The following is a 21,565-nucleotide window of genomic DNA, read 5'->3' as shown; positions in this document are numbered from 1 at the left end:
TGTATTATTCTTGGATCCTTTCTTTGGTATCATTAATAGGTTCTCTAAGGCTATCTCGATCTCGTAACAATTCTTTCTCAATGTTTTCTGGTATGGCTAGTGACAGTTCATTTAATTGAATAACTAAACTGTTATATGCTTTTAACAATCTTTTATTAGCCTCTAGAAGTTTTTCTGTGCTAGGATGTTTTTTCTGTGCTAGTTTTTTTAATAAACCTGATTCTGTGGATAGTACAGTAAGTCTGGAATTTATAGTATTTACATTAAAATCCTCGGATAGGTTTTCATCTACAATTTGGATTAATACATCAATACTATCTGCATATTTTTTTATATAATATGGATTATAATTATGTAAGGATATAATGAGATTGTTGAAGTTTTGAAAGTCCTCAAAAGACTCTAAGTCCTTTTGCGATTGTGAGGAAAGCTTTAATAATTTAAAATCAATCTTTTCTTTTGATAGGCTGTCTAATGGAATAATACTGTTTTCTTCCTGAGCAATAGATGTATTTTCTTTTTTGCAACTAAAACAAATTAGTAGTATTCCTATAAAGAGAAGTGATCTCATGAGTATGATTTATCAGTAAAGACTCAAAAATAAGGTATTTATTACTGTGACAAAAATTAAAAAACCTCAGGACAATTTCCTGAGGTTTTTATATACACTTAAATTAAACAATATGACGATTTGTGTTTTTAGTGTATGTTAGGTATAATGAAAAGTTCTATTTATGCACTACTTACTAAGTTTGTGATATGGTTAGCACAGGAGCTTTAACAGTAAAGGGCAATGGATATTACTTTTTTTAGTTAAGATTAACGTTTCTTTAGTAAATAGAGTTAGATTTTCACACTTTTTGGTAAAAACTATATTTGAGTAACTGATAAAAAGATAAACTGTTAATTAAAGTATTTACCTATATTTAAGTTTTTAAAACACAAATCATGGGTATTATTTCTTTTTTGGGCTTCACCTTATTAGTAGGTGTAATAGCATACGTTTCTACTTTAAAGACAGATGAAAGAACATCTGACGGTTATTTTCTTGGAGGAAGAAGCCTTACTGGAGTTGTTATTGCTGGGTCTTTATTATTAACTAATCTTTCAACAGAACAGATCGTGGGATTAAACGGTAGTGCTTTTACTGAAGGGATTTTAGTAATGGCCTGGGAAACCCTAGCCGCCATTGCAATGGTGATTACTGCAGTATTTTTATTACCCAGATATCTGAAAGGGGGTATTACAACAGTACCTCAGTTTTTGGAAAGGAGATATGATACAACTACTAAAGCCATTACCTCTGGACTTTTTCTTACGGGCTATGCTATAGTGTTATTGCCAATAGTGTTGTACACAGGTTCTTTAGCATTGAGCACTATGTTTGATATTCCTGAAATGTTAGGAGTTTCTAAAAATGCTTCTATTTGGATATGTGTTTTTGGAATTGGTATTGTAGGATCAATCTATGCAATTTTTGGTGGATTAAAAGCAGTGGCAGTATCTGATACCATTAATGCTGTTGGATTATTGATAGGAGGGATTATGATTCCGATTTTTGGTTTACTGGAAATTGGTGATGGTAGTATTGGAGAAGGAATAACTACTTTGTTTAAAGAGAATCCGGAAAAGTTTAATTCTATAGGTTCCAGTGAGGCATCGGTACCTTTTGCTACTATTTTTACCGGAATGATGTTAGTGCAATTGTTTTATTGGGGAACCAATCAAGCGATTATACAAAGAGCCTTAGGAGCCAAAAACCTAAAAGAAGGACAGAAAGGGTTGATACTAGCTTCATTTATTAAAATACTTGGTCCATTAATTGTTGTATTACCGGGTATCATTGCTTTTCATATGTTTGGTGATACGCTTGACAAAGCTGATGAAGCCTATCCGATGTTAGTAAGCAAAGTGTTACCATTATCGTTAGTAGGTTTCTTTGCTGCGGTCCTCTTTGGAGCGATTTTAAGTTCATTTAATAGTGCTTTGAATAGCTCTGTTACGCTGTTCGGAATAGATATTTATAAAGAATATTTCAATAAGGAAGCTTCAGAACGACAAACCGTAAAAGCGGGAAAACTTTTTGGGACGGGATTAGCTTTATTCGCCATGATTATTGCACCGTTTTTACAACATGCAGAAAGTATTTTTAGTTATTTGCAGCAGGTAAATGGATGTTATAGTATCCCAATTTTAACGATTATTGTAGTTGGCTATTTGACCAAGAATGTTCCTGCGATAGCTGCAAAAATTGCCATTATCTCAGGAGCTGTCTTGTATTTAATTTATGTGGTTCTGGATTCTACTGTTATGAAAGGTCAATTCCCTCACTTCTTGCACGTGATGGCTATCCTTTTTGTCGTAAATATAGTTGTAATGTTGATTATCGGTAAACTGTACCCTAGAGAAACTGCTTACGAACAACAATACACCAAAGAAGTGGATATCACACCCTGGAAAAGTGTTAAGCTCATTGGAGGAGCGATTTGTGTAATTGTAGTGGGCATCTATATCTATTTTTCATAGAGAAACAGTAAAAATATGCTTAAAAAAACACCCCAATACTATAATGTATTGGGGTGTTTTTTAAGACCTTTATTTTAACTAGTTAAATTTTAAAATCTTCAGGTTTGAATCCATTATTGAATTTTACATTGGTAGAAATTTCAGATAAAGAAGGTTCTTCAGAATATTTGCCTTTGTCGTCAGGGATATATGCATAGCGATGAGTTGGTACCTGTATTCCATCAATTTCTGTATATTTTACTTTCATTAATAATACAGTATCATTGATTCCCCAGGCTGGTAGAGAGAAATAAAATTGATCTATCAATTTAGTATCGGTATTAACATATAGAATGTAAGCATCATTCGCTTCCTTACCTGTTTTTTGAGGATCATAGGATACAGTTACTTTATCATATGTCTTTCCACCTATAGGTTCTTGCCCAAGATATTTGTAGGTGGTGCCCGGATCCCCGATCTTAAAATTCATCATAAACCAATAGTAGTTTACTTGTCGTAAAAAATCTGTAGTTCCTAACATTTTTTCATCTGTCATTTCTTTACCATCCATACTCATAGAAACCTTTCCTTTAGCAAGATTTTGTATAACAGGTTGATTACCTTCTGGTAATACGTTTACCTGATGTGTCGTATATTTGGCCCATGAATATTCTCCATCAAAAATATATCGCTCTACAGAGATATCTTTTTTACCGTCTGCTTGTTCATAAGTATAAGTGTATTCTACATCTTTCAGATTCCAAAGCGTATTCCAACCACCTGATGCTTCAGCAATAGCTTTGATAATGGTTTTTGGTTGATTTACATCATAAGTAATTTCTTTTTTTGCCGGTTTTTTTTCTTCCACAACTTTAGTGTCTGCGGAAGTAGCGGTTTCATCTGTATTTTTTTCTGATTTTTTTTGATTACAGGATGCGTAAGCAAAGACTAGCAGACTTAGCATTCCTGCTTTGAAGATTTGTGTGATTTTCATAATGGCGTTATTAAGAGTTTATTGTTGATTTGATAGATTTTGGTTGATATCTAAAACGATATTAAATGTACCAAAATCCAAGCTAGTGATGAAGTTATTAACGAAACAATAATATATAGTACTTGCAATTTTTTGATCATAAAATTTAGATTAAATTATTGATAAATAACATCTTATCTGCATTGTTTTTTAATCTAAAATTTTTTTAAACCAAACTTTTTTCCGATTTTAGTTCGACTAACACAAATCGTCAACTATGAAAATTAACGTATTACCCACGGTAATATGTTGCTTTTTTCTTGTGCTTTATAGTTATGCTCAAGAACAGCGACATGTTTTTAAAGGAGAGAGTTCTTCATCTCAAACTATTAATTTTTCTAATACAGATGTAATCTCCCAAAACAAAGCTTTTATCAGACATGAAAAGGGATTGGCAATAAAGGGGAAAACCCAGAAATCTCCCGAGCTTATTCTAAAACCTATCAAAATTAAATTAAAAAGACCAAAACCATTTATATCTGCTTATACCGTTTGGAAAGGATCAAATCTGGATTATAGTCGGATGAAACTTAATTACCGTACTTCTAGAAATGGGAAATCCTGGTCAGCATGGAAAACAGCTGTATTTGATGGTCATCTGGAGCAAACAAGTGAACGGATTACATCCAAAATGGAATTCTTGGATAAACGTGTAAAGTACATTCAATATAAAGTTTCGTTGGAACCATCGTTAATAGATGTAGCTATAGCTGATGTTGAGTTATTTCACTATAGTCCGGGAGAAACGTCTAAAAAGTTACAAAAACAGATGCAGGAAAGTGCCAAAACCACAGCTAAGATGGCTTGCGGTAAACCTTCAGTAATTAGTAGGGGGCAATGGGGTGCAATTCCCAGAAACTCGGCAGCTACGTCGGCTGTTTCTCATCTGATTGTACATCATGAATTTGGATCTAACACCAGTAGTGATTGGGCTGCAAGAGTAAGATCTATACAGAACTTTCATATTAATGGCAATGGATGGTCCGACATAGGATATAATTTTTTGGTAGATCCTAACGGAGTAATTTATGAAGGTAGAGCAGGAGGAGATAATGCTATTGGAGCGCATTTCTGCGGTAGAAATAGAAACACAATGGGAGTTTGTATGCTTGGTGATTATTCTTCAGTAACGCCAACTACAGCTACCCAAAATTCATTGAAGAATTTATTAGCCTGGAAAGCAGATAAAGAAAATATAAATCCTATAGGATCATCTTTTCATTATTCGGTGAATCGTTCATTAACACATATAGCCGGACATCGTGATGCAGGTTGCTCGGCTTGTCCAGGAAATGGCGGATATGCTACTTTAGGAGGAATCAGAACTGGTGTAAATAGTTTAGTAGCTAATGGCTGCTCAGGAGGAGGCAACCCACCTCCATCAGATAATACTCCGCCTACAACTTCTATCAGCGGAGGGAGCGTTCAGACAGGAGATTTTACTGTGAACTTTACTGATAATGATAATGTAGGAGTAACCCGAAGATATTATCAGGTATTGGAAAAATATAGTTCTAGTTTTTTGGCTAATCGACGAAAAGGTTTTTTTAATGAAAACTTCGGTCAGGACTTTGGGGTGTATGACAAAGGAGCCGGTACTTGGAATGTGACCGATGGACGTTTAAAGCAAACCAACACTACTTCTGATAATACCTTATGGAGTTCTTATCTGATTCAGGATTCAGGATTACCTTATTTATACGAATTTGCAGCCAAGCTGAATTCAACTTCTGGGCCTCGTAAATTCGGAATTCATATCATGTCTTCTGATGGAACATTAAGTCAACGGGGGAATTCATATCTGATATGGTTTAGTGGTGAAGATAACAAAGTCCGGATTTATGAGACTGTGAACAATCTTCTATACTTCAGAGCGATTGCAGATGTGTCTTTGGATAATAATTGGGCCAAATATCGAGTAACTTATAGTCCTGCATACGGAGTACTTCAAGTCTGGAAAAACAATGAGTATTTATTAAACTGGACCGATAGTAGTCCTGTTGCATCCGGAGTGGCTATTTCTCTGCGCACTAATAAGACTTCAATAGAATTTGATGATCTTAAAGTGTATAAATATAGAGGAGGAAATAGCGCATTAATTACTGCTGGAAGTGGAGATAATAATAAAGATCTACGAACCACCACCGGAAAGATTAAGAGTATGGTTCGTGATGATGCCGGTAACTGGTCTTCTCCCGGGAACTTAGATGTTAGTATGAATTTTTCAAGATTCTTAACTAAAATTGAAGAGTTGGATAAGTTAACCTTATATCCAAATGAAGTAACCGATCAAGCTACTATAAAATGGCAACAACCTGAATATGGAGCTGTACATATCGGGGCGTATGACATGCAAGGAAGAGAGATTGCCAGAATGCCTAAGGATTATATGGATAAGGGATTAAGTGAGTTAGACATTACTTCATTAACAGATCCTCTTCCCACAGGATTATACCTGATTAGATTAAGTTCCGGGTCTTATAATGAAACCATAAGAATGATGAAGAAATAGTGACCTTTATTTAATGAAAATCAACTTTATTATAGATGCAATATCCTAATCAGGTATTGCATCTTTTCTTATTTATGATAGTGCTATGACAGGAGTACCTTTTCCAGTTTCACAAAGTGATTTTAGGCTGTCCAGAAATCGTCCCCACTGATGGTTACAAAATCCAAAGAATTCAGTTTCATCTGCCCAATTCATATGTAAGAATTTAAGAAATGTAGTATTATCTTTCTGTTCTAGTTCGAAGGATAATTCTGTTCCAATCCATTCGTCATCTCCATCCACACATTCCCATTGAACTAATTGGGGAGCGCTAAGTTTGGTAACCTTCATTTTATTAAATATTCTTTGCCAAATCTAAAATGATTTATAAAACCCTCTTCTGGTTTGGCTGTTGTCTGAATGGTCCACCAACCTTGTAATTCTTTTTCAGAAGTTATTGCATTATATACTTGGTCGGGGTGAGCTTTGATTAATAAATTATGTCGGATGTTAGGTATTGTAGGAGAGTTTAATCAGTATAACTTAACTTTAGTTTCTTTAGCACCCAGTGAAGTTAAGTATTTTGTAACTATTTCAGCTTCTTCGCCACCACGTTGTGCATGATGTAAAAGAGTAAACCCATGAGGCCCTTTTGCATTTAATGCACTTGGGAAAAGATCTAGCATTGGTTTTATAATATCTATCCTGCCAAAGAGAGCTGCGGTAAAAATGTTAGCTTGGGCACCCTTGTCTATAAGATATTGGGCTAATTCTTTATGACCAACATGACTCGCAGCTCCCAGGGCAGTCTCGAAATCACCGAGTTTCCAATCATGAGCAGCGTTAAGCAAGGTCGGATGCTCTTCAAGCAGTTCTTTTACCTTATCAAGCTTACTATGCCCTGCTCCTACAAATTCTGCTACAAGCTTTTTATCTAATTGCTGTTCGTCTTGCTGTTTACCATATACTATAAACGGTGACAAAGCAATAAAACCACTTGTCATCATACCGGTTTTTAAAAATTGCTTTCTATTCAGGAGGTTCATTTTTTGAGTTATCATTTTTTAGATGTAATCTAAGAATACATACTTCGTACAGTTTTTCAGGTGGAAATAAAGAACCATCATCATTAAAGCTTCCAAATTGTGCGTTGGAAATATAATAGAACATATCTTCTGCTATTTCTCCTGTAGTAGGATTATTCATCATTGGGTGATTTACTTCTAAAGGAGTAGAATCAATAATTTTATTTCCAGAATTATCCAATTGGAACTGTTGTACTGTGTTAATATCAGGTTGGATTCCGATAAGAGCATGGTTATAAAAATATAATCCATCAATACTTTCTTTTTTGGAAATTTTTAAACCTTCGGGGATTTGTAATTGTTTGATTTTGTTGTTTGATGTATTCATAGTTGCGATACCACCAGAATGTGCAATGTAGAGTTTTGATTCATCATCAGATAAGGTTATTCCGTTTGGATATGCAATAGCATCAGAAGATATGATTTTTTTTAACCTATCCTCGGTACTGGAAATTTTATAAATAGAGTGCTCAGAGAACATGTGGGTGATATAAACATCTCCTTGTTTACTGATGACCAAATCGTTAAAGAAATGTACTTCTTTTGAGGTGTTCAGGACATATTTTTTAATCAGCTTACCTGTGTCTAGATTAAACTTAAAAACTCCTGCCGGACGCCCTTCTTTATCATCTTTCAAGGTGTAACCTTCTAAGTTATCTCCACCGGAGCTACATACCCAAAGATGGCGTCTTTTTGCATCAACCTTAAGACCAATAATCATCCATAATCCATCTTGCTTTGGGAGAACAAAATCTTTTTGTAATCCATCTTTTGAAATCTTTATAATTTTTCCTTTTCTAGTGCTTCCTATATAGAATTCGTTTTTGATTGAATCATATGCAATACTTTCTGGAAGTAAATCTTTTTCAGGAATTGTAAACGCAATGTGACTATTATTCAAGCTTTGGGCAGGCATCTTGAAAAAGGAAAAGGCAATACATAAAAAAATGATTGCAAAAGATGGATAGACTCTCATACTTATATACTTTGGTTTAATTAAATGTAGTTAACTTTATGACCTATCGAGAAATTTTTATATCAATCAGAACAGGTCTTCTGTATACTTTTATATCTCTTATGTCAAATTGATTTTAAGTTTTATTGATCTCTAACAGCTTTAAAGTCTTCATTATTTCTGCCTTGTCTTACCCATTTCCCATGTATTAAAGTTTCAGTTAACCAATTGATAGTGTGCTCCGAGGTAGGAGTAAAGGTTTCTCGGTATTTTCGGGTCCATCCTTTTAATTGGGGGTTGGGGATGTCTGGATAATTTTCAGCATAAAATACTGTATATACTCGTTGTACTTTATGCTCACCAAGCATAATATATTCTCCTTCAAAAAGGATCTCATTATCAATTTGGTACTCTAACCAAACTATCTTTTGGGTATTAGGGTTATATGTAATCATACCTTCAGAATAGACCTCCTTTTTTTGATCTGAAAACAATCCTGTTTTAGACCAAATGACTCTTTTATTATGACCCCATTTAAAATCAATTACCTTCAGGTCTTTATACTTGGCATCTCTCTTAATAATAGGATCATCAGAAGGCGGTCCCCAGGTACCAATATAATATGATAATTGCTCCAAAGGGTTTTCTTGCTTTTGAGAAAAAACATTTTCAGAATGAAAAATAATACACAGAACAGAGGCTAGCAAGAATGGTGTACATCTCATATAACTAGGGTTTTTAATCATAGTAATTTAATTAACCTTGTTTTATAAAGAATGTTTTTTATATAAAATAGCATACATATAGGGTGAACTAGAATTGTATTTATGTTAATTAGGAATAAGTATTTGACATAAGTTATTAAGCGTTAAACATAAAAAGCAGAAAGAGGAAACGTAAAAAGTAGCTTTGTTTACTATATTGTAATTGATTTGAATATTAAGCAGGTTACATATCATATTATTTTCTGGTTGGTTATTATGTTTTCGTTCGCCATATCAGAATGGGGATACAGACAAAGTTTTGCCGATGCTATTATTTTTGAACTGTTATACCTACCATCTAGAATAATTGCTGTATATGTCAATTGGTTTGTGTTGATCCCGATGGTTTTGTATAAAAACAAATTCTTGATTTATTTTATTGAGTTAGTATTACTTCTGGCAGTTGTTTCGGTTTTGCATAGGTATTTTGTGTTGTATTGGGGTTATCCTAAGTTTTTTCCACAATGGATGGATGGAGAATATGTTCAAGTATGGAAATTTTCTCGATTGGTTCAGACTGCGCTGATCATTATATCACCAGTTGCGTTTACTACAGGTTTTAAGTTGTTTATAGATTGGTATAAAGAACGAAGGGAAACAGAAGCTCTAAGAAGAGAAAAAATTGATGCGGAGTTAAAGTTTTTGAAATCTCAGACTAATCCTCATTTCTTGTTCAATACATTGAATAGTATATATGGATTAGCACTCGAAAAGTCTGAAAAAACACCAAGCTTGATCTTAAAACTTTCGGATATTCTAAGCTATACATTATATGAATCCAATGTCAAAAGAGTAACACTGCGTAAAGAATTAACCCTTATTGAAAACATTATTGCCTTAGAAAAAGAACGATATGAGAAACGAGTTGTAATTGATTATAAATTAGAAGGAGATATTGAGGGGATTAAAATTCCACCTTTGATACTTGTACCATTTATAGAAAATGCTTTTAAACATGGGTTAAAGAATGAAGTAAAAAAAGGTTGGATTAAGATTAATATCAAAGCACTAAAGAGTACTTTATCTTTTAGAATCGAGAATAGCATTGCTAAAATTGAAGATGAAGAGAATAATAATGGAGGAGGATTAGGGCTTCAGAATGTATCTCGAAGGTTGGATTTATTATATGGAGACCAAAAAGAATTGTTGATTCATAAAACAGACGATACATATATTGTAGATTTAACTATCAAATTGTTAGCGCATGAATCTTAAATGCCTCATAGTAGATGATGAGCCTATTGCTCAGAATATTGTCAAAGGATTTATCACTGATATTCCTAATCTAGAGGTATTAGGTGTGTGCGACAATGCCATGGAAGCCCTGAAGATACTTCAGGAGCAATCGGTAGACATCCTGTTTTTAGATATCGAAATGCCAAAAATCACAGGATTAAGTTTCTTAAAAACATTGTCCAAACCACCTGCTACAATCATTACTACGGCATATCGAGAGTTTGCATTGGAAGGATTCGAGCTGGATGTCGTTGATTATTTGTTAAAACCATTTTCTTTCGAAAGATTTCTAAAAGCCGTAAATAAAGTTTGTGATCACAAAGCAGGAGAACATAACGAAACTAAAGTTTCTTCCAAAACCTATGAATATTTTAAAGTAGATCGCAAAAATATCAGGGTTGATTACGATAATATTATTTATATAGAAGGATTAAGTAATTATGTAAAGATTCATCTACAGGACAAGCATCTTGTGGTGTACCATAAATTGATTGATTTAGAAAAATTATTACCAGACAATCAATTTATTCGTATTCATAAGTCTTATATCATAGCTGTAGATAAAATCAAAGCTTATGGCAATGATTATGTAGAGATATTAGACAAACAGCTATCCATTGGGAATACCTATAAAGATCACTTTTTTTCAAAATTATCTGAGAAGAATAAAAATGGTTAACTTAAGCTTTTTACAAAACGATAGAAGTTCCTTTTCCCTATGCGAGAAGGTTAGGATGAGGAGGTTCTATATCAAAACCATCACCTTAGTCCTCTCTCAGAAGGAGAAGAAACCACAAACTGAAATAATCAGCAATTTAGGTTAACTATTTTCTCTCCATCCACTCATTAAAATCTACATATCCCAGAACTTGTTCTGGAATAGGATGTTCTAATAATTGTTCACTAAGGTTTACAAAAGCTTTTGTTTTTTCTGAAGAAGAATGCTCTACTGTTTTAGACAAAAATTTTAAGATCACCTTTTCATAGAAATCTATGTTTTTATCCTTTCTTAGAAGTTTTTTCATATTATTGATCAAATAACGTAAAGAAAACCCATTGCCTAACTCATAATGAACCAGTAGATTAAGCCATTGTGTGTAATTGATAAGATCTTTTCTGTCTTTTTTGGTCTGATTATTAAGGATGTCATTAATCCAGCTCAGTGATTTTTTGTAATCTTTTTTCGTGAAGTAAATGTTAGCAAACTGAAACCTAAAAGAAAGCCAATAGTTGTCTGGAACTAATGTTTTATGAGTAGCAATAAAATCCTGGATTTCATCAATAACCTCATGGGTGGTATGGAGTTCTTTGAGCGTTCTATGGATTTCTAATTCTATATTATAGAGGCGTAGTTTTTCTTTAATGAATGAGGCAGAAATATTTTCTATAGCCTCAGCCTTTTGTTTAATTAATAGTATTCTCACAAAAGCTTCTTTGTAGTGTTTTTTGAAGACCAAAAAACCGAGTAAGTTATTGTTAACAGAAAAATACATCGGAAAGAACTCTTTTAATAATTCTGGATATTGTTCCCATTCCTTAATTAATTCTTCAATAATCCGTTTTGCTTTGTCATGATCTTTAGAAATCAGTAGTTTTCTGTATTTATGTAATGTTTTTAGTGTTTTGTTCTGAAGAGAAACCCCTTTTTTATGTGATATAGAAAATTGTGTAGGATCAGTATTAGCTAATAAAAGATCTATATAATCATTAGTGGATTGCAATGTGCTTTTTTGTTGTTGTATGATAGATTTGAGTCCCGAAAAATCCTGAGGATATAGTGCTTGATAAACTTTTCTGTTCCAGTCTTGAATATGAAATAGTAATAAGTCATTTTGGAAGCTTTTTGCTTTTTTCTCAGCGCGTTTTAGTTCGCTTTCGCAAATTGCATATTGCCCTTTGTAAAATAAGATCTCTACGTTACGTATAATATCAATGAGCTCTGCATTTTTTGAGAGTTTAGCATGATAGTTTCTTAAAGACTGTAGAATACGATGTTTTAAGTAGTTCTTGATGGTGGTCAATTGATTTACGAATGCTTTATCCTTAAAGACATCTTTGATTTCGGCTTCGTTATACGTTTTCTGAGCTTCAATGGCATCAAATAGAATTAGGTATTCTGCAGCTTCGTTTCCTTGTGAGTTTAGCTTAAAATAGCGTTTTTCACTTTTGGACAATGATTTGATTAAGTAGAATAATTCTTCGTTTTTCTTCATTTTAGAAACCTATGTTTTTTCAAAAATATAATTTTTTTCGAGCTAGAGATCATTTACATTTGAATAGTTATTAATCAATACATCAACAAATCATGTCAAGTGCAATTAGCTGGTTCGAAATACCAAGCACCAATTTCGAGAGAGCAGTAAAGTTTTATAATGAAATTTTAGCTGCTGAGTTACAACCTATGGAAATGGATTTTAAAATGGCTTTCTTTCCATATAAAGATGGGGGAGTAGGAGGCTGTGTTACTCATGGCAATGGTAATCAACCTTCGCAAGAAGGAACCTTTGCTTATCTTAATGGAGGAGATGATTTATCGGTACCATTAGCCCGTGTGGAGAAAGCAGGAGGAAAAATAGTAATGCCTAAAACTTCTTTGGGAGAAAATGGTTTTATGGCTGTTTTCCTTGATACCGAAGGAAATAGAGTAGCTTTTCACTCTATGGGGTAGTGTTATGTTAACTGTCATCTTGAGCCTGCCTACCCGGCGAATGGCAGGCAGGCTCAAGATGACAGTTTGGTTATATTTAAATGTTATATGCTAACTTATGCAATATTTTACAGAAGATTTTATTGGCTTTTTCCAAGAATTATCTAGTAACAACCATAAGGATTGGTTTCATGCGAATAAAAAACGGTATGAAGCTAGTGTAAAAAAACCTTTTGAGGTATTTGTGGGTGTTATGATTTCAGCAATACAGCGATATGATCCTGACCTAAAGGTTGAACCTAAGGATTGTATACTTCGTATCAATAGGGATATTCGCTTTTCTAAAGATAAATCACCGTATAATCTGCATTACACCGCTTTTATTTCTAGAGGAGGTCGCAAAGATAAAAGCATTCCTGGTATCTTTTTACGTTTTTCTCCTGAGATGGTTGGTATAATGGGTGGCTGTTTTGGACCTTCAAAAGAGCAACTTCATAACATAAGGACTACCATTAGCCGTGATGGTTCGGGATTTAGGAAGTTGTTAGAGGATAAGGATTTTGTTCAGAAATTTGGTGAGATTAGAGGAGAAACCATAAAGCGGATTCCTAAGGAATGGCAGGATGCTCATAAAAAAGAACCGCTGATCGCTAATAAACAATTTTATTTTGTGGGAGAAGAAGCTCCATCACTTATTACGAGTGAGTCCTTGGTTGAAGAACTTATGAACTATTGGAAAGTGATGTGGCCGGTAAATGAGTATTTAACCAAAGCAATACAATAATGGCTTATAGCGAATATATGGCAGATCGGATTCATCAGGTCTTAAAAGAAAAAAAGGTGAACTATTATGCAAAGAAAATGATGGGAGGGCTCTGTTTTATGGTAGATGATAAAATGTGTTGTGGTATTCATTATGATAAAAAGAAGGAGACAGATCTATTGATGGCCAGGATAGGAGAAGAAGCTACCCCTGAAGCCATGCAAAAAGAGGGTTGTCTACCTATGGATTTTACAGGTCGTCCTATGAGAGGTTATGTTTTTGTAACTCCGGATGGTTTTGATCTGGATATAGATCTAGAGTATTGGATACAGCTATGTTTAGACTTTAATCCTTTGGCTAAGCGGAGTAAGAAAAGAAAAAAATAGTATCTCTAAAGTCTGTTATATATATCTTTTCAGGATTTATTAACGCGCTTTGTTAATTGGAATGGGTAACTTATTGCAATTAAAATCCAAAGTGATGAAGGATTCTGATATATCTAGAAGAGCATTTGTAAAAAATACTTCACTAGGAATGATGCTTATAGCATTACACCCTGAGTCTTGTTTTGCTTATGACAATCATCCTAAAAATATCGCAGCAGTAAACCTTTCCAAATTTGATCTCATCAAAAATATCCGATTACTAACCAGTACTTCATTGGATAAAATGAAAGCTTTTTATGTTGATAAATTAGGTTTTTCAATTGAAAGCCAGGAAGATGCGGAAATAACATTTATTGCAGGAGTTTCTACAATTACCTTTATAAAAATTAACCCAAATCTTGGTAATCCCTGGTATCATTTTGCCTTTAATATTCCAGAAAACAAGCTACTAAGGTCTAGACGATGGTTACTAGAAAGAACAGATATAATTCCAACACCCAAAAGAGCTAGAGATCCTAAGTTTCCGGATGATGTTAGACATTTCAGGAACTGGAATGCACATTCTATTTTCTTTTGGGATCCTGCGGGAAACTTATTAGAGTTTATTGCCAGACATGATCTTAAGAACGGAACAGAAGGAGAGTTCACCTCTAATGACATTCTGAATGTTAGCGAAATTGCCTTTGTAGTAGATGATCAACAAGGAGAATCAGAAAAACTACATGATATATTTGGCTTAGATGTGTATCCTAAAAACAGTAATTTTTGGTGGGCGATGGGAGATGAAAAAGGATTGCTTTTATGCATCCCAAAAAGGCTTTGGGGAGAAAACACTGATACCCCTAAAAGATTTAAAATATTTAAAACCGAGGCCACTATTGTAGGACTGGATAATAAAACATATAGTTTTTCGCATTTCCCGTATCAAGTTCAAATGACAAAGAGGAATATATAAAAGATTGTAAACCATGTACTTCATATGCTTAGGTAAAAAATATGGCATCATTTTTTTAATGGTGTTGATCGGTTGGTTAACTTCCTGCCAACAAACAGAAACTGATCCTTCAGATATAATAATACAATCTTTAGAAGCTCACAGAGGAATTGAAAATTGGGAGAAGGTAAAGGAAATTTCATATCTAAAAACTACTATTTTATACGATAGCCTTGGGAACATAGAGAAAAAACTAGTTCAAAAACATAAAAATATTTTTAAACCGGAGTTCTCTGCAGCAATGGAATGGGAAGAAGATTCCATGACCAAAAAAGTTATTCTTAAAAAAGGGAAGATATCATTGTTTCACAACGATTCTTTGCAAACCGATGCGAAACTCAAAAAACAATCTTATAAAAGTATCATTGCCGCCAATTATGTGTTTTGGCAACCCTATAAATTGCTGGATAAAACAGCTAAACTCACCTATATAGGAAAAGAAGAAATAGATAATAAACCTGTTTATGTGATACAAGCAAAGTACAACAATGAAGATGGTTCACCTGCAAATACCTGGTGGTATTATTTTGATACTAAAACCAATAAATTAGTGGGCAATATGGTACATCATAGCCCAACTTACAGTTTTATTAAGAATATTAAATACGAAAACCAAACAGGGTTGTTTCTTAATGCAGAACGAAAAAGTTATAGGACAGATAGTCTTAGGAACATAAAATTCCTAAGAGCTGAGTATTCTTATAAAGTTTTGAACTTTAAATAACAACCTGAGTTCGGTTAATATTAATCTTATAATCAGTTATTTAAAACAGTGCCCGCCATTCGCTAATGTAGACATATAGTATCTTTGCCACCTACCTAAGCTCTGCAAAGTTTTATAAATTTATTGGAAGATAAGGAAATGTGTAAAAATACAGAGCTAATTCTGATGAAGAATTAGCTCTGTATATAATAAGATCTAAGGTTTATCTTTTTACTATTTTCTTAACCAGTTGTTTCTGGTCGTTTTTAATAATAACAAAATAGTGTCCTTTAGCCAGTGGCTTTGTGTTGATCTCTATTTGATTAGAATGTATATATTGAACATCAAAAGAAGTACTTAATTTTCTTCCTTGAATATCTACGATACTTGCTACTGTATTGGTTAAACTAACCGGACTATTAATGATAAGTATATCCTCCACAGGGTTAGGGTATACGATCAAACCTTCTTCGAAGCTGTTTTCATTGGTGCTTAAAGTAGCTTCAACATTAACGCGAAAATTAATAGTTTGGGTTGCTGTACCGCAATTAGGGGCAAAAGTTACGGCTACCGTCCAGTTTCCTTCCTCATCTCCATTATCCTGAATATTCGTTAGATTAACAGTATTTGTAGTATAAGTTGCACCACCGGGAGCTGTCCATATCAATGAACCACTAAATTGAGAAGCAGGTAAACTTAATTCCAGATCAGAATCTTCTCCTATCATTATTGTAGCTCCATCACTAAAACTAGTAGTACTTCCTCCATCAATAGCATATAGTGTATCTCCATCAGATAGATCTGGATTGTCAGCATTTACATTGATATTTATTGGCGTTCTTACGGATTCACAGCGTCCTCCTTTAGAAGTAAAATTCCAATCATAGAAAAAGTAATAAAACTCCGGAGCGTTTACAGTATTCCCGATAATTGAAACCACATCCGATGGTGAGGTATATGGATAACTTACTCCGTTTCCTGATGGAGTCCTTCTCATTTCTACCAAACCGCTTGGAATAGAAAGTACGTGACCATCACCTTGCGGAATATCAAAATTAACAGTTACAAGCGATTCACCAGCAGGGATATTTATCGTAGTAGATGCTATAATGTTTCCGAATGCATCATTCACTTGAATAAGTCTATCTCCTGATGACATGGCAGACATAGTAAATGATTCTAAAACGATATCATCATTAGCATTAAAAATCAATCCTTGAGGAAAATTATAATCAGCAGCAGTATTTACTGCTGGCGATGGTGAAGCTTCAGAAACGATTACTTTTGATAACCCTGACACAAAATATGTAGTATTAGTGTTCAAAGCAGGAGTGGTAAAAGAAGAGCCTGTTGCTATTTCTGTTCCACTACTTGCTGAATCATACCATTTGTAACCTGCGCTTCCGTTAGCGGTTAAAGTAGCGGTATTATTATTACAAATATCAATATCCGTTGCAATAGGTTGAATTGCCTCTTGTAAGTCTATAGAAAAGTTGTAATCTACAGCACCACATGTTTCAGGAGAGTTAACCGCTACGGTATATAGACCTGCCTGGTTCATACTAAGATCACTTAGTGTTACAGATGAAGCGCTACTAGAAAATCCATTCGGGCCTGACCAGTTATAGGTAGGATTATTACCGGTAGTAACGGTTAGTTGTAATGTAGCGGATTGACCGGTACAGAGTCCTAGTGATAAACGCTCTTCAAATGTTGCTCCATCTATTGATGTTGCTTGATCTGCTACAACAGTGGTACAGCTGGGGAGTGATGATCTCCATATTCCTCTGCCATAAGTGGCTGCTGTAATAGAGTTGTCCAGGATATTGATTTCTAAATCGGTTACAATGGTGGTGGGGAGGTTGTTAAAAAATGGAGTCCAAACACCATCAGTAACATTTCTGTATACTCCAATACTGGTTGCCAAATAAATAGCATCTTGAGCACTTCCGCTTTGATGCACAATGTCATTAAGAAAGAAGTACTTATCAGTTGCAGGTAAATTTTTTGTTATATTATCAAAAGTACTTCCTCCGTCATCAGATCTAAAAACGGCAGAGGATGTGGTAACCCATACAATATTGGGATTTGTATGATGAACGGCTATTCCTTTTATTGTATTTGCAAAAGTAAATACATCAGCGACTGTACTTCCGGAATCGTTACTTTTTTTAAGGACTGTGCCCACAGCAATATACAATACCGTATCATCAGAAGGAGCAATCTCCATTTGATTAGCAGAGGCCCCAAGATCTGCTAGTTCGATCCATCCGTTTTCGTCAGCATTGAGACGATATAATTTATCATATCCGGCATACAGTTCTCCGTTAGAATCCATAGCCAGGGGAGTCACCCAATTACCATCAGCTCCTATTGGAGGGTCAGCATATCCTGTGCTGCTGCTTCCTGCTGTGCTGGAGATGTATAAACCTCCTCCGTTCTGAATAAATCCGTAGTATTTATTTTCATTGGTAGGATCAATGGCAGTATCCATTCCGTCTGCTCCATAATAATTTTGCCAGTTACCATTACCATTATTATAGGCATGTCCACCATTATCTTGTAATCCCCCTACCATTTTATTGGCATTATCAGGAGATACTGCGATTTTATAAAATTGACTTGCTTGGATTCCCCCGGTATGATCCGTAAAATTACTTCCTCCGTTAGTCGTTGAATAAATTCCACCATCAGAGCATACATACATGCTACCATTAAAGTCTCTTATCATATGGATATCTGCATGGGTGTAAGAAGAACTGAAAGGTGAACTCCAGTTGTTCACTTTAGTAAACAAAGTACCTCCGTTAATGGATTTCCATACATTAAGACAACCTACATAGATTTCTTCGGCATCTGTAGAAGACACACCTAGAGCAAGGTCATAAAATGCCTGATTGCTTTCTAAAACATCAGTAGTCGTATTTCTTGCAGAAAAGGTAGTTCCGCTATCTACAGAACGATATACGCCTTGTATAGTGCGGTCACTAGCCGCGCTTAGAATGTAAACATAATTGGCGTCTGCAGGAGTAACATCGATAACCATTCTACCACTTCCGGTAGGTACCCCATTGGTGATTTGGGTAAATGAATCCCCTCCATCAGTAGATTTATAAAACTCATTGGTAGTAACTGCATATATCGTATTAGGGTCCCCTGGTTTAAGTTTGATATCTTTTATATTACCAGCTAAGGTAACATTCCAGGTACTACCTGCATTGGTTGACTTAAAAACCCCATTATTTGTAGCCACCCATAACACATTAGAATTGGTAGGGTGCATATAAATATCATTCATAGAAGAAGGAGTATTTTCGGGATTTAGCCCTGTCTGATTCCAGGTTTGGCCTGCGTCTGTAGATTTAAAAACCCCTGCACTTAAGGTATCTGCTCCATCATCATCTCCTGTAGCGATATATATAATATTAGAATTATTATAATCAATAGCAATCCCCGAAACACCGATTTGAGGTAGGTTATCGGTTAAGGGGCTCCAATCTACACCAGAGTTTGTAGACTTCCATAGTCCACCGGCCGGAGCTCCCACGTACCAGGTGGTAGATACATTAGGATCTACAATAATAGTGTTGATTCTAGCCTGACCCGAGGACCAGGATCCTGTATTGGTATGTGTAAAAGGGCCAAAAGCTTGCCAACTACTAAGATCTGTAGATGCTTTTTGTATAGCTTTTTTATGTTCCCAAGCCACCCACTGATCTTTTACCGTTGGTAGATATCCTTCATCGTCAACTACATGTTCCCATATATATTCCCATCTCTTAAATGGTTTATATCCACTTCCTTTGGCGTTAGGGTCGTGGGTTTTCCAATAAGCATTAAAAGCTTGTTGAACTTCTTTAAAAGTTGGTTTATAATTTGGATTTTGACTTTTTTTCTGAATAATGTTTTGCATCCAGGGTGCATCCTGGTTAAATTGAGCTTGCAGTGCTCCAAAAGAAAAGATGAGCAAAAAGAAAAATATTTTTTTCATCATACTATGTATAAGTTTAAAATTGAGTTAATTAGATGAGATTGGTAAAAGTAATTAAATTTTAGAACCTGAAAACACATAATTAAGAACTTTTATCTAGCATTATAGCAATCTGCTAGACAGTAAATACCTGTCTCTATGCTACCACAGCATTATCTCTGTGATAGTAGAGAGCGACCTGGTTGATACCCTATACCTATCTGCGAGATAGCTCTGAGCTATGTTTCTGAAGGGTATGTACCCCTCGACAAGACGCATACATCATATGACAGGTAGGGGTTCATATAGGTGACAACCACCTGACAGACCCCTTATGATGATGGGTCTGACCCCTCCCTGAGACGGGTAACAACCCATTGACCAGATGCCTTGTTACCCTTAGCGAGATACCTCTTTACCATCAGTAACATACCTCATAGGTATCTCTGAGACAGGACTGACCCCTGCATAAAATTCAGCATATATGTTAAAAACATAGGAAATTGTCATTATGTCAGGTGTTTTGTTGCGAAATTTTATTCATAAACAAATATTTGACTATAAGAATGTTACCTCCGATTTTTAGGTTTAATTCTTTGTTCCAATTGGATTTTTTAACATTTTGGAACAACTCTTGACCTACATAAGGCAGTAAAGTTGTCATTACGATCAGCGATATCGATAATTAGTATCTGTTGTTTGGACGCACTCGATAGATACCAGGGATTGGTATCAATGATAGTACGGCATACTTTACAAAGTAAAATGAATTATTAATTAAAAAACTAAAAACTATGTCGTTGAACAATTTGATAAACGTAAGTTTTACTGAGGAAGAAGTAACTGCGTTAACAGGACATTTAGCAGGGATCAAACAAACCCTGAATGGTAAAATGGTAAACCTTACCGGAGAAGAGCGTACTAAGTATGGCCGTATTGCCAATCAAAACAAGCTGATTGTAGCTAAAGCTAAAAGCTATATGAAACAGCATCCGGATTGGATACCCGGTTTTTTGGACAAAGAGCGGTTCGATAGGGATTATATAACCCGAGAACAAATGGAAGAGATGATCCAGTTATTGGAGAATTATACGCAGCAGTTGATTGATACTAAAACCTTACTGGATCATGATAATTATACCAATGCGTTGAGCTTTCATCGTAAGGTAAGATACCTGGCAGATGAGGATGAACCGGGAGCCAAAACGGTATATAATGATATGAAAGTATTGTTTAAGGCTCGTAGAAATACTACGGAACCTATTACCGATGAAGGGGATCCTACTACAGAAGAAGAGGTAGCATAATAATGCTAATCTATAATTCATAAAGGTTACTCGTATGAGTAGCCTTTTTGTGTTTTAGTTTTTTGATGAATGAACTCCGGAAATAGATTAATGATATTGATATAAAAATGCTAAAAAAGCCAGTTACCTTAAATTGTTGCTGGCTTTTTACATTATTTATTACTGTTCTTACATACTCTTATGTGGCACGGAATGCAATTCCGCGCGATCGGGTATATCTTTTTAAGTTTATATCATAAATCAGAATTCACTTTCCAATAATCTCGTAAACCAATATTTGGAGAATTGGTTATATCGACTACCAAAAACCATGTCTGATCTTTTTTATCTTTAACCTTATAAAAATTAAGCATAATATCCTTTCTAACAACGTCCTCTTAATACTTCGGTGATATGTGTTCACGTTCTTTTAGATCTTTTATTAGATTGTCGTAATCATTGAAGTAAACATATGCAGAATCTTTATCTTCATAAGTATCTAAAATAATATCTTTTAAATCATCTCTATTTGAAGTCAAATTAGATATAATAGATTTTTGTATGCTCACTTTATTTTTTGCATACCTTTTTTTATGTGTTTCTACACTGGGCAATATTAATTTATCTATAAAATCGCCTATTTTTTTCTTCAACTCCATACTATATTTAGTTAAACTTATTAAGAACTAAAACTCCATTGGCAAAGAAGATTTTATTTTCTTAACATTCCCCTCGCTGCCGCTAGTT

General features: G+C 34.6%; 19 protein-coding genes. 10 read left to right on the top strand and 9 right to left on the bottom strand.

The window, feature by feature from the left end; all coding sequences use genetic code 11:
• Window positions 1–4: 4 nt before the first annotated feature.
• Entirely contained in the window at window positions 5–571 is a 567-nt protein-coding gene (locus J8M14_RS18250) for a hypothetical protein (protein ID WP_211076265.1), read from the bottom strand.
• Window positions 572–948: 377 nt separating this feature from the next.
• Here J8M14_RS18250 and J8M14_RS18245 point away from each other — a divergent pair, with 377 nt between their 5' ends.
• A complete protein-coding gene (locus J8M14_RS18245) occupies window positions 949–2,526 on the top strand; it encodes a solute:sodium symporter family transporter (protein WP_211076264.1) in 1,578 nt (525 codons plus the stop codon).
• Window positions 2,527–2,608: 82 nt separating this feature from the next.
• Here the strand turns inward: J8M14_RS18245 and J8M14_RS18240 are convergent, their stop codons facing one another.
• Window positions 2,609–3,499 carry a hypothetical protein gene (locus J8M14_RS18240; RefSeq protein ID WP_211076263.1) on the bottom strand — a complete coding sequence of 297 codons (891 nt, stop codon included), beginning with the start codon at window positions 3,497–3,499 and terminating at the stop codon, window positions 2,609–2,611.
• A gap of 256 nt (window positions 3,500–3,755) precedes the next feature.
• On the opposite strand from J8M14_RS18240, the gene J8M14_RS18235 reads away from it, so the two are divergent.
• Complete coding sequence (locus tag J8M14_RS18235; protein WP_211076262.1) at window positions 3,756–6,050, top strand: N-acetylmuramoyl-L-alanine amidase; 2,295 nt, start codon at window positions 3,756–3,758, stop codon at window positions 6,048–6,050.
• Window positions 6,051–6,122: 72 nt separating this feature from the next.
• On the opposite strand, the gene J8M14_RS18230 is transcribed toward J8M14_RS18235, so the two are convergent.
• The 4 genes from J8M14_RS18230 to J8M14_RS18215 form a co-directional block, all read right to left on the bottom strand.
• Window positions 6,123–6,380 carry an SRPBCC domain-containing protein gene (locus tag J8M14_RS18230; protein WP_211076261.1) on the bottom strand — a complete coding sequence of 86 codons (258 nt, stop codon included), beginning with the start codon at window positions 6,378–6,380 and terminating at the stop codon, window positions 6,123–6,125.
• A 182-nt stretch (window positions 6,381–6,562) separates the two neighbouring features.
• Window positions 6,563–7,090: a hypothetical protein gene (locus J8M14_RS18225; RefSeq protein WP_211076260.1), complete on the bottom strand. Its 528-nt coding sequence runs from the start codon at window positions 7,088–7,090 to the stop codon at window positions 6,563–6,565.
• Window positions 7,059–8,090, bottom strand: a complete 1,032-nt coding sequence (locus J8M14_RS18220) for an SMP-30/gluconolactonase/LRE family protein (RefSeq protein WP_211076259.1) — start codon at window positions 8,088–8,090, stop codon at window positions 7,059–7,061. Before J8M14_RS18220 ends, J8M14_RS18225 begins: the two co-directional genes overlap by 32 nt.
• A gap of 122 nt (window positions 8,091–8,212) precedes the next feature.
• Window positions 8,213–8,794 carry a hypothetical protein gene (locus J8M14_RS18215; RefSeq protein WP_211076258.1) on the bottom strand — a complete coding sequence of 194 codons (582 nt, stop codon included), beginning with the start codon at window positions 8,792–8,794 and terminating at the stop codon, window positions 8,213–8,215.
• Window positions 8,795–9,001: 207 nt separating this feature from the next.
• Here J8M14_RS18215 and J8M14_RS18210 point away from each other — a divergent pair, with 207 nt between their 5' ends.
• Window positions 9,002–10,048: a histidine kinase gene (locus J8M14_RS18210; RefSeq protein WP_211076257.1), complete on the top strand. Its 1,047-nt coding sequence runs from the start codon at window positions 9,002–9,004 to the stop codon at window positions 10,046–10,048.
• The gene (locus J8M14_RS18205) at window positions 10,038–10,748 is read left to right on the top strand and encodes a LytTR family DNA-binding domain-containing protein (protein WP_211076256.1); all 711 of its coding nucleotides are present in this window, start codon (window positions 10,038–10,040) and stop codon (window positions 10,746–10,748) included. Before J8M14_RS18210 ends, J8M14_RS18205 begins: the two co-directional genes overlap by 11 nt.
• Window positions 10,749–10,893: 145 nt before the next feature.
• Here J8M14_RS18205 and J8M14_RS18200 read toward each other — a convergent pair whose 3' ends face one another.
• Window positions 10,894–12,282, bottom strand: coding sequence for a hypothetical protein (locus tag J8M14_RS18200; protein WP_211076255.1), 1,389 nt, complete (start codon window positions 12,280–12,282; stop codon window positions 10,894–10,896).
• Between the two features lie 92 nt (window positions 12,283–12,374).
• On the opposite strand from J8M14_RS18200, the gene J8M14_RS18195 reads away from it, so the two are divergent.
• From J8M14_RS18195 to J8M14_RS18175, 5 genes are all read left to right on the top strand, one after another.
• Window positions 12,375–12,737 carry a VOC family protein gene (locus J8M14_RS18195; protein ID WP_211076254.1) on the top strand — a complete coding sequence of 121 codons (363 nt, stop codon included), beginning with the start codon at window positions 12,375–12,377 and terminating at the stop codon, window positions 12,735–12,737.
• Between the two features lie 97 nt (window positions 12,738–12,834).
• Window positions 12,835–13,500 (top strand): DUF2461 domain-containing protein, encoded by a 666-nt coding sequence (locus J8M14_RS18190; protein ID WP_211076253.1) that lies wholly within the window; start codon window positions 12,835–12,837, stop codon window positions 13,498–13,500.
• Window positions 13,500–13,865 carry a TfoX/Sxy family protein gene (locus J8M14_RS18185; protein ID WP_211076252.1) on the top strand — a complete coding sequence of 122 codons (366 nt, stop codon included), beginning with the start codon at window positions 13,500–13,502 and terminating at the stop codon, window positions 13,863–13,865. Before J8M14_RS18190 ends, J8M14_RS18185 begins: the two co-directional genes overlap by 1 nt.
• A gap of 94 nt (window positions 13,866–13,959) precedes the next feature.
• Complete coding sequence (locus J8M14_RS18180; RefSeq protein WP_211076251.1) at window positions 13,960–14,820, top strand: hypothetical protein; 861 nt, start codon at window positions 13,960–13,962, stop codon at window positions 14,818–14,820.
• 13 nt (window positions 14,821–14,833) lie between these two features.
• The gene (locus J8M14_RS18175) at window positions 14,834–15,583 is read left to right on the top strand and encodes a DUF6503 family protein (RefSeq protein WP_211076250.1); all 750 of its coding nucleotides are present in this window, start codon (window positions 14,834–14,836) and stop codon (window positions 15,581–15,583) included.
• 202 nt (window positions 15,584–15,785) lie between these two features.
• On the opposite strand, the gene J8M14_RS18170 is transcribed toward J8M14_RS18175, so the two are convergent.
• Window positions 15,786–19,556, bottom strand: coding sequence for a T9SS type A sorting domain-containing protein (locus tag J8M14_RS18170; RefSeq protein WP_211076249.1), 3,771 nt, complete (start codon window positions 19,554–19,556; stop codon window positions 15,786–15,788).
• 770 nt (window positions 19,557–20,326) lie between these two features.
• Between J8M14_RS18170 and J8M14_RS18165 the strand changes: the two genes are divergently transcribed.
• The gene (locus J8M14_RS18165) at window positions 20,327–20,839 is read left to right on the top strand and encodes a hypothetical protein (RefSeq protein ID WP_211076248.1); all 513 of its coding nucleotides are present in this window, start codon (window positions 20,327–20,329) and stop codon (window positions 20,837–20,839) included.
• Between the two features lie 377 nt (window positions 20,840–21,216).
• Here the strand turns inward: J8M14_RS18165 and J8M14_RS18160 are convergent, their stop codons facing one another.
• Complete coding sequence (locus J8M14_RS18160; protein ID WP_211076247.1) at window positions 21,217–21,477, bottom strand: hypothetical protein; 261 nt, start codon at window positions 21,475–21,477, stop codon at window positions 21,217–21,219.
• Window positions 21,478–21,565 lie beyond the last annotated feature (88 nt).

The organism is Aquimarina sp. MMG016 (assembly GCF_018100805.1).
In the GTDB taxonomy this organism is placed as follows: domain Bacteria; phylum Bacteroidota; class Bacteroidia; order Flavobacteriales; family Flavobacteriaceae; genus Aquimarina.
This window is presented reverse-complemented; position numbering and strand designations above follow the sequence as displayed.